Source organism: Pseudomonas sp. SIMBA_041 (assembly GCF_046535095.1).
GTDB lineage: Bacteria > Pseudomonadota > Gammaproteobacteria > Pseudomonadales > Pseudomonadaceae > Aquipseudomonas > Aquipseudomonas mucoides.
Window position 1 is genome coordinate 1 of record NZ_JAWRXJ010000439.1, and the last position, 264, is coordinate 264.

Annotated in this window: 1 pseudogene; it reads left to right on the forward strand. The window is 43.2% G+C overall.

The features are described from left to right. Window positions 1-264 (forward strand): annotated as a pseudogene (locus SB725_RS31825) (exodeoxyribonuclease III); the annotation flags it as partial.

Consider the following 264-nt stretch of genomic DNA (forward strand, 5'->3'; position numbering starts at 1 on the left):
TATCCAAAGCTGCACCTGTATTCGTACAAAAAGGCTTTCCTGGCGAAGATGAAGAAGCCCAAAAACGTTTTATCCATGCACGTTATGAGTTTGAAGGTCGTGAAGTGGATGTGCTCAATGGTTACTTTCCGCAAGGAGAGAGCCAAGATCACCCGACTAAATTTCCTATGAAGCGCGCTTATTATGCCAATTTAATGGCTTATATTGATACGCTAAAAGCGGAAGGTCGTTCGGTTATCGTCATGGGTGATATGAATATCGCAC